7 protein-coding genes are annotated in these 7,884 nt (G+C 41.9%); 1 reads left to right on the forward strand and 6 read right to left on the reverse strand.

Annotated elements, in window-relative coordinates; all coding sequences use genetic code 11:
* Window positions 1-26 precede the first annotated feature (26 nt).
* Window positions 27-698, reverse strand: a complete 672-nt coding sequence (locus tag V7137_RS03385; protein ID WP_335696753.1) for a hypothetical protein — start codon at window positions 696-698, stop codon at window positions 27-29.
* 115 nt (window positions 699-813) lie between these two features.
* Entirely contained in the window at window positions 814-2,187 is a 1,374-nt protein-coding gene (locus V7137_RS03390) for an alkaline phosphatase (protein ID WP_420490081.1), read from the reverse strand.
* Window positions 2,188-2,582: 395 nt separating this feature from the next.
* On the opposite strand from V7137_RS03390, the gene V7137_RS03395 reads away from it, so the two are divergent.
* Window positions 2,583-3,785, forward strand: a complete 1,203-nt coding sequence (locus V7137_RS03395; protein ID WP_335696755.1) for an MFS transporter — start codon at window positions 2,583-2,585, stop codon at window positions 3,783-3,785.
* A gap of 92 nt (window positions 3,786-3,877) precedes the next feature.
* Here the strand turns inward: V7137_RS03395 and V7137_RS03400 are convergent, their stop codons facing one another.
* Genes V7137_RS03400 through V7137_RS03415 form a run of 4 tightly spaced genes read right to left on the reverse strand, consistent with a single transcriptional unit; the run spans window position 3,878 to window position 7,707 of the window.
* Window positions 3,878-4,873 (reverse strand): NAD(P)/FAD-dependent oxidoreductase, encoded by a 996-nt coding sequence (locus V7137_RS03400; RefSeq protein ID WP_420490082.1) that lies wholly within the window; start codon window positions 4,871-4,873, stop codon window positions 3,878-3,880.
* A 14-nt stretch (window positions 4,874-4,887) separates the two neighbouring features.
* A complete protein-coding gene (locus tag V7137_RS03405) occupies window positions 4,888-5,712 on the reverse strand; it encodes an ABC transporter ATP-binding protein (RefSeq protein ID WP_335696757.1) in 825 nt (274 codons plus the stop codon).
* Window positions 5,713-5,731: 19 nt separating this feature from the next.
* Complete coding sequence (locus V7137_RS03410) at window positions 5,732-6,751, reverse strand: FecCD family ABC transporter permease (protein ID WP_335696758.1); 1,020 nt, start codon at window positions 6,749-6,751, stop codon at window positions 5,732-5,734.
* Entirely contained in the window at window positions 6,751-7,707 is a 957-nt protein-coding gene (locus tag V7137_RS03415; RefSeq protein WP_335696787.1) for a FecCD family ABC transporter permease, read from the reverse strand. Before V7137_RS03415 ends, V7137_RS03410 begins: the two co-directional genes overlap by 1 nt.
* Between the last annotated feature and the right edge of the window lie 177 nt (window positions 7,708-7,884).

Genomic DNA, 7,884 nt, shown 5'->3' on the forward strand with positions numbered 1-7,884 from the left:
GTGCCTGACACCCTTTTCATTCTCTATTAGAAATTTAATTGGATTTTTTCTGCTTCTTCAAGTCTTTCTTGTTGAGCATTATACACATCACTTGTTAAGATTTTTATCCATTGAATCTCTTTACTGTTTGCTTGGTTGACGATGAATCCTAGACTTCCCCGCTTTATTTGGCTTCCTTCGATTTCCCCATTTAAATGTTCAAGATACATATCCTGTTTCCAATCCATTTTCTCTCCTGTGTTCGTTTCAAACAGGGCAACTGGGGCAAAATTTAGCTTCTCTTTCGAGTGATTTTTAATATCCACACTTATTTTTATAAAATCAAATTCCTCGGCTTCCGTTAACGGATGGAAATAATCAATTAAACTATAATCTGGCCGGTAGTGCAGTAGTTTCATTTCTTTGATTGTGTACTCGATATCTCCAAAATGATAGACCTTATTGATTTGTTTCATTTGTTTTAAAGTGGCTTCTCCTTTTTCATCTGTAGCCGACTGCCCAGGTTTTTGTAACGTTGAATCATCGGTTACCTGAGGGCTATTGTAATAAGCATCATGATCGTCTGCAGAAATCTTTTTGGTAGCTGTCGAAGAATTCTCTGTTGCTGTGTCAGTCTTCTCACTAGGTGGCTGAATGGATACAAATGAACAGCCAGTTAGAAGGAAAACAAATAAAATAATTATCATTGCCTGTTTCACTTCGTTTCCTCCCATCAAGTAAAAACGGTCTTTTTAGCAAGCTATCCCGTTGCTTTAAAACGCAACGGGATATATGATTGCTAAATCTTTGTCCTCTTTATTGTGAAAACTTAGCTTACTTGTCTTCGACGACTGTTTTTCGACTGCCTTTTTCAAGTAGGTCAAAGATGATTTTAGCATTGTCTGTATTGTCAATTTGTCCGGCAAAGCGTTCGCTCGCTGGGCCGAAAGCATAGACATTTACATCTTCACCCGTATGTCCGCCCGTCGTCCATCCCGTGAATGAACGGGTATCAATAATTTGTTCTATCGCATTATCGATATCCACTACTTTCTTGGTTGCTGCTGCATCTTTAACCGACTGAATCTCTTTATCTGTTAATGTAAGATTGATATATTTATTCAATGTTTCTTTCACATCTGCACCGTTTGCAATTTGCTCTGCCATATAATCCGGCGTACGTTTTGTAGCATTGATTGGGGCACTAAACCAGTTATACTCGCCGCGAGCACCAATTGAGTAACCGCCAGTTGAATGGTCGGCTGTTGCTACGACCAATGTATGTTTATCCTTTTTGGCAAAATCGATCGCTGCTTTGAACGCCTTTTCGAAATCTTCCATTTCACTCATCGCACCAACAATATCATTATCGTGACCAGCCCAGTCGATTTGACTTCCTTCTACCATTAAAAAGAAACCTTTTTTATTTTGATTTAAGCGCTCAATTGCTGAAGTCGTCATGTCTGCAAGTGAAGGCATTCCTTCCGTGCGATCAATCATTTTTGGCATGCCGCGTTTCGCAAATAAACCGAGTACCTGGTCATTCTTATCCTTTTTCAATTCTTGAAGGGTAGAAACATAGCTGTATCCGTCTTTTTGGAATTCATCAGTAAGGTTACGATCTTGTCGGATAAATAAATCTGAGCCGCCACCCAAAAGGACATCAATTTTGTGTTTTCCGTTTACCATTTCATTATAATAATCATCTGCTATGGCATTCATGTTATTTCGGTTTACATCGTGAGAACCAAACGATGCAGGTGTAGCATGTGTAATTTCTGAGGTAGCAACAAGACCTGTTGATTTCCCCTGCTCTTTTGCAGATTCAAGGACTGTTTTGACTTCAGATTTGTCATTATCAACGGCGATCGCAGCATTATATGTTTTGACACCAGCAGCCATTGCCGTGGCAGCTGATGCTGAATCCGTTACATTTTGCTTCGCATCCTCTGGGTATGTTGTCTGTTGTCCAACTAAGTATTTATCAAACTCCGTTGGCTCTACTCTTTTCGTAGCAGGATTGTCCTTTAAATAACGATAAGCTGAGGTATAAGAAACACCCATACCGTCACCAATTAGAAAAATGACATTTTTAATTTCCGCATTGTTTTTCGTATTTTTTTCTGATTCCGCATGAACAGTACCGTTTCCGACAAGGCTGCTAAACGCAATAGTTGAAAGAACAGCAACTGGAAGAACCTTTTTCATTAGTTTTTTCTTAAACAATTGAATTTCCCCCTCAAATTAAATTGCTAATTATTACGACTCTATTTTAAAGGGGTTTTATTAAGCGAATGTAAACCATTGTAAAGATGAATCCTCTTTAAATTGCTTGATCATAGGAAATTGGTATGAGAGCAAAAGGATTTTAAACACAAATCCCGTATTTTCCCTTTTGTTTTTTGCCCTACTTCTCCTGAAAATGGCCTATTTTTCTTTATATTTTTTTAACAAAAATTGAACATTTGAGGGAAGAGTTACTTTTCAAGTGAAACAAAATGCCATTTGTTCACTAGTGGTGCCTGACACCTTTTTCTGATACTATTTTGAATAGTATTATATTTTCGTATAAATACGAATAGAGGGATTGAGGGAAACATCGTATGTTGAGGAACAAGAATGTTTGGATATTGTTAACAGGGGAATTTATCGCTGGCCTCGGTTTGTGGCTTGGCATTATTGGTAATTTGGAATTCATGCAGGCGAAGCTGCCTTCGGATTTCTTAAAATCACTGCTTCTGGCGGCTGGATTGCTTGCTGGAATTGCTGTTGGCCCCTATGCTGGCCGGCTTACTGATCAAGTAAGTAAGAAAACAGTCATGCTGTTAGCTGGATTTGTAAGGGCTATCAGTGTCATCTTTATGCTAATTGCGATAGCTACTGGCTCCATCTGGTGGATGCTAGTGTTTCTAGTCTTGCTGCAGATTTCCGCAGCGTTTTATTTTCCTGCCCTGCAGGCAGCGCTGCCGCTGATTGTGGCTGAAAAGGATTTGCTCCAATTAAATGGTATTCATATGAATGTATCGACGCTGTCTCGCATTATCGGAACAGCGGTGGCCGGCGTTTTGTTGGTGATCCTGCCATTATCCATGCTATATGTCAGTTCTCTGATCGCTTATATTGGATTATTTATCCTCACTTGGTTCTTGGATATCGATGAATCAAGGGAGCTTCAAATAGCAAAGAATAGCCCTACTGAAAAAACGATCTTTAAAGATGTATTTCCAATTATTAAAGGTCTGCCTATTGTCTTGATGACGCTTATCATGACATTGGTCCCGGTCCTATTTCTAGGCGGATTTAACCTTGTAGTCATTAACATTAGTGAACTCCAGGATAGTTCAGCCATAAAAGGCTGGATTTACACAGCAGAGGGAACTTCCTTCATGCTTGGTGCTTTTCTTATTAAATTAGTCAGTGACAGAACTTCACCCTACATCATCTTATTTGCCTGTTCCTTACTGATTGGGGGTTCACAGCTGCTTCTCTATATGGCTGACAATCCAGTGTTGACCATTGCAGCGTTTGCGCTTTTTGGATTTTCTGTCGGCTGCTTTTTCCCGACAGCTGCCACCATTTTTCAAACAAAGGTACCAAAGGAATTTCATGGCCGCTTTTTTTCGTTCCGAAACATGCTGGACCGGATAACCTTTCAGATCGTCCTGCTCATTAGCGGCTTTCTCCTAGACCTCATTGGCCTGCAGCTCATGTGCGTTCTATTTGGAGGCATATCCATCATCATGACAACAATCTTTTATACCAGACATAAATACCTTCAAACCCGTCCAGCCAAACAAAATACCTAAAGGTAAAAAGGCACCATCCATTAATACGGATGGTGCCTTTGTTTTGTCCTTACCAGGAGAACAAATGTACACAGTCGGTGCCTGACACCAACTTAAAAATGGCTGGTGGAGTAGATGGGTTTTAGTTCTTTTTGGGGTTCTATGTAGGCTTTGGCACTATTGACAGCAGTGGGGCCTTCGGAAAATCCGCCCGCTATTAGGTGTAATTTATTTGGGTAGTTTGCGGCGTCTCCCGCTGCGAAGATTCCTTCGATATTGGTTTGCATCTGGTTATCTACTTTGATATTTCCATATTCGAACTCTAATCCCCATCTCTTGATCGAGCCTAGGTCGATGCAGAAGCCATGATTGACTAGAACTTCGTCTACTTCAATGGTCTGGGTGTCATTCGTTTCAAGGTTTTTAACGCTAACACTCGTAATTCGTTCACCCTCCCCATGTAATTCCTCCAATACATGAGGGGTCAGGATGGTCGCCGTCGAATTCCGCAAGTTGCTGATGTTTCGTTCAAGCCCTGAAAACTCATGTCTGCGATGGACCACAGTAACCTGCCGCGCAATCGGGAGCAGCTCGTTTGCCCAATCAACGGCAGAATTTCCTCCACCGGATATAAGAACATGCTTATCTTTGTAGTTATTCAGTCTTTCCACCGCATACCGCAGGTTTTTACCTTCATATTGCTCTGCATTTTCTACATCAAGCTTCGCACTTTTTAACGTTCCGAATCCCGTAGCTAAGATAATTGCCCGTGTATGGTGCTTTTCCCCGTTGTGACTTGTTAATAGAAAGGTCCCATCTTCTAACCTCTCTAGCCCCATAACTTGTTGATTTAAAACAATCGTCGGGTTAAAGGTTTGGGCTTGCACAACCAGCTGTTGAATTAAGTTTTCTCCTGAAATAGCCGGAATCCCGCCAATATCGCGGATGACCTTTTCTGGATAGAAATAGGAAACCTTCCCTCCTAGGTAGGGGAGAAATTCAATAATTTTCGTTTCCATCTCTCTCATCCCACAATAAAAAGCAGTAAATAAGCCCACTGGTCCACCACCGATGATGGTTACATCGTATAATTTCATTTCATTCCCCACCCAATCCGATTTCACTAGAAATTCATGACTTTTCGATTGTCTAACGACTGCTCTTTCTGAATTAAATCATAGCAAAGGCATACTGGCTTTTTCGTCCGTGGATCTTTGACAATTTCTGCATCAATTTGAAAAACCGCTTTTAATACGTCTGAGGTCATCACCTCTTCTGCGCTACCCTCTTTGACAATAGTCCCCTTACGAAGAGCCACCATATGATGGGAGAACCGTGACGCATGGTTCAAATCGTGAATGACCATCACGATGGTCCGGTTTTGTTCCTTATTCAGTTTTTCAAGCAGTTGCAAAATCTCCAACTGGTGCGCCATATCAAGGTAAGTAGTTGGCTCATCGAGCAGCAAGAGATCCGTCTCTTGGGCAATGGCCATCGCAATCCAAGCGCGTTGACGCTGTCCGCCGGAAAGTGCATCCACAGGATGATCAGCGAATAAACTAAGTCCGGTCACCTCTAGCGCCCATTTAATCACCTGTCGGTCGATATCCGTTAATCTGCCAATTCCGCTTTGATGCGGGGAACGCCCAAAGGATATCAATTCATAGACTGTTAAGCCGTTAGGAGCCTCAGGACTTTGCGGAAGTACAGCCATTGTCTTTGCGATTTCTTTTGTTGGAACCTTGTGAATCATCTTTCCATCTAAGTAGACGATTCCAGATTTGGCTGCATGGACACGCGCTAATGTTTTTAAAATCGTGGATTTCCCGCAGCCATTGGCGCCGATAATGGTGGTAATTTCCCCTTTGTTTATGTGTAAATTCAAGTTTTCAACGATCGTCTTGTCTCCATAACCAATCTGAAGATTCTCGGTAGAAAGTGAAACCACAATCCGTTCCCCCTTATTTTTATTTGGCTTTCATTAATAAAAAAATAAAATATGGTGCACTAAATATTGCTACGACAATTCCCACCGGAATTTGGGTTGGGGCGAGCAGATTTTTACCAATCGTGTCAGCTAATAAAAGCGCGAATGCCCCTAACACCGCCGTTATAGGCAAAAACAGCTGGTGCTTTGGTCCAATTAATCGTTTGGCAATATGCGGAGCAACTAATCCTAAAAAGGCAATTCCGCCTCCTGCGGCGACACTGAAGCCTGCAAGGGCCACTGCCGCTAGAAGCAACAAACGTCTTTCTTTTTCTACCTGAATGCCTAATCCTGTCGCGACTTGGTCACCTAAATTCATGATATTTAAGATATGTGCTTTATATAAGACAAAAGGAAGAAGCAGCAGGATTAACGGGGCAAGAATCGCAACGAATTTCCAATTCGTCCCCCAAATATCACCTGACAGCCAGACAGCTGCCTGCATGAAGTCTTGCGGGTTCATTTTTAATTGAAAAATAACAATCGCTGCTCCAAACCCTGAATTTACCCCAATCCCGACTAAAATTAACCGAACAGGGTCAATCCCCTTTTTCCATGCTATGACATAAATCAGGAATGCCGCGATTACCGCGCCTACTAAAGCAAATAGTGGCAATAAAAAGATCCCAATTGTACTCACGCTGTTCATAGAGCCTTGAAAGAAATAGATAAATAAGATAACCATGAACCCGGCTCCTGAATTAATGCCTAATATACCAGGATCCGCTAGTTCATTTTTCGTCACACCTTGCAATATTGCACCAGAGACTGCTAATCCTGCACCAATCAATAATGCCAGTATCATTCTTGGCAGTCTAAAATCCACTAATACGAGTTGGTCGCGTGCCGTTCCCTTCCCCAGTAATGTCTTGAAAACATCGATTGGGGCAATCCGTACCACACCAAGATTTAAACTTATAATAAAAGTAATAATTGTTAAAATAAATAAAAGGCTAATGAGGACAATAAATTTTTTCTGTTTCGCTTTCGATTGATTCATTACAGCCCCCTCCTTTCCCCTCGAGCAAGGTACAAGAAGAAAGGAACACCGATGATGGCCGTTATGGCACCAACAGGCGTCTCAAATGGGGCATTCACCATTCTAGCTGCAATATCGGCAAGAACGAGTAACAGTCCGCCTAATACCGCAGAAATGGGAATAATCCAGCGGTAATCTGATCCGATGATAAAGCGGGTAATGTGTGGAATCACTAGCCCAATAAAACCAATAGCACCCGCAACAGAAACGGCAGCACCGGTTAGCACTAATACCACAATCACACCAAGTGATTTTACTAAAAGGGTGTTTTGGCCAAGTCCTTTTGACACTTCTTCCCCTAAGCTAAGAATGGTGATGGACCTCGAGATGTAAAGGGCTAGCAATAATCCAAATCCACCAGTGATAAGTAAAATCTTAATGGATTCCCATGTTACCGTAGTTAATCCTCCGGCATACCAAAAACTCATGTCCTTTGCAACTTGCGTATGAAGAGCAATGGCACTAGAAAATGCACTGAGCATCGATCCCACCGCAACCCCGGCAAGAGCAAGTTTTACTGGGGTCAAGCCTCCCTTTGAAAAAGCCCCAATTGTAAACACAAGGATAACACCAAGTCCCGCTCCGACAAATGAAGAAAAGGTTAGGCCTAACATCGTCGCAGTCGGAATAAAGGCGAGCGTGATAACTAACGCAAAAGCCGCACCATCAGTCACGCCCATGATGGAAGGAGAGGCGAGTGGATTTCGTGTTAATCCCTGCATGACAGCACCTGAAACAGCAAGAAAAGCTCCAACTAATACCGCACCGATTGCCCTTGGCATACGAATTTCTTGAATAATTTGATGAGAGGTTATTTCAGGATTAAAACGGGAGACCGCCTCCCAGACCGTAGCCATTTTTATATCCGCTGCCCCGTATGCAATGGATAATCCCATCGAGATTAGGATTAGTACCATTCCGACGATTAATACAAAAGTTCCTTTAATGGATGTTCTGACTCTTTTATTGTGAAACGCTAACGAATCTCCCTCTTGCTTTGTAGTTGTATTCCCATTCAAAAACTAACACCTCTTCTGATTAGGCTCTTTTCGTAAACTTTGTTGCTATTGGAGCATAATAAGGGTCATTTACTA

Origin of the sequence: Neobacillus drentensis, from assembly GCF_036962765.1 — a bacterium.
In the GTDB taxonomy this organism is placed as follows: Bacteria; Bacillota; Bacilli; order Bacillales; family Cytobacillaceae; genus Neobacillus; species Neobacillus drentensis_C.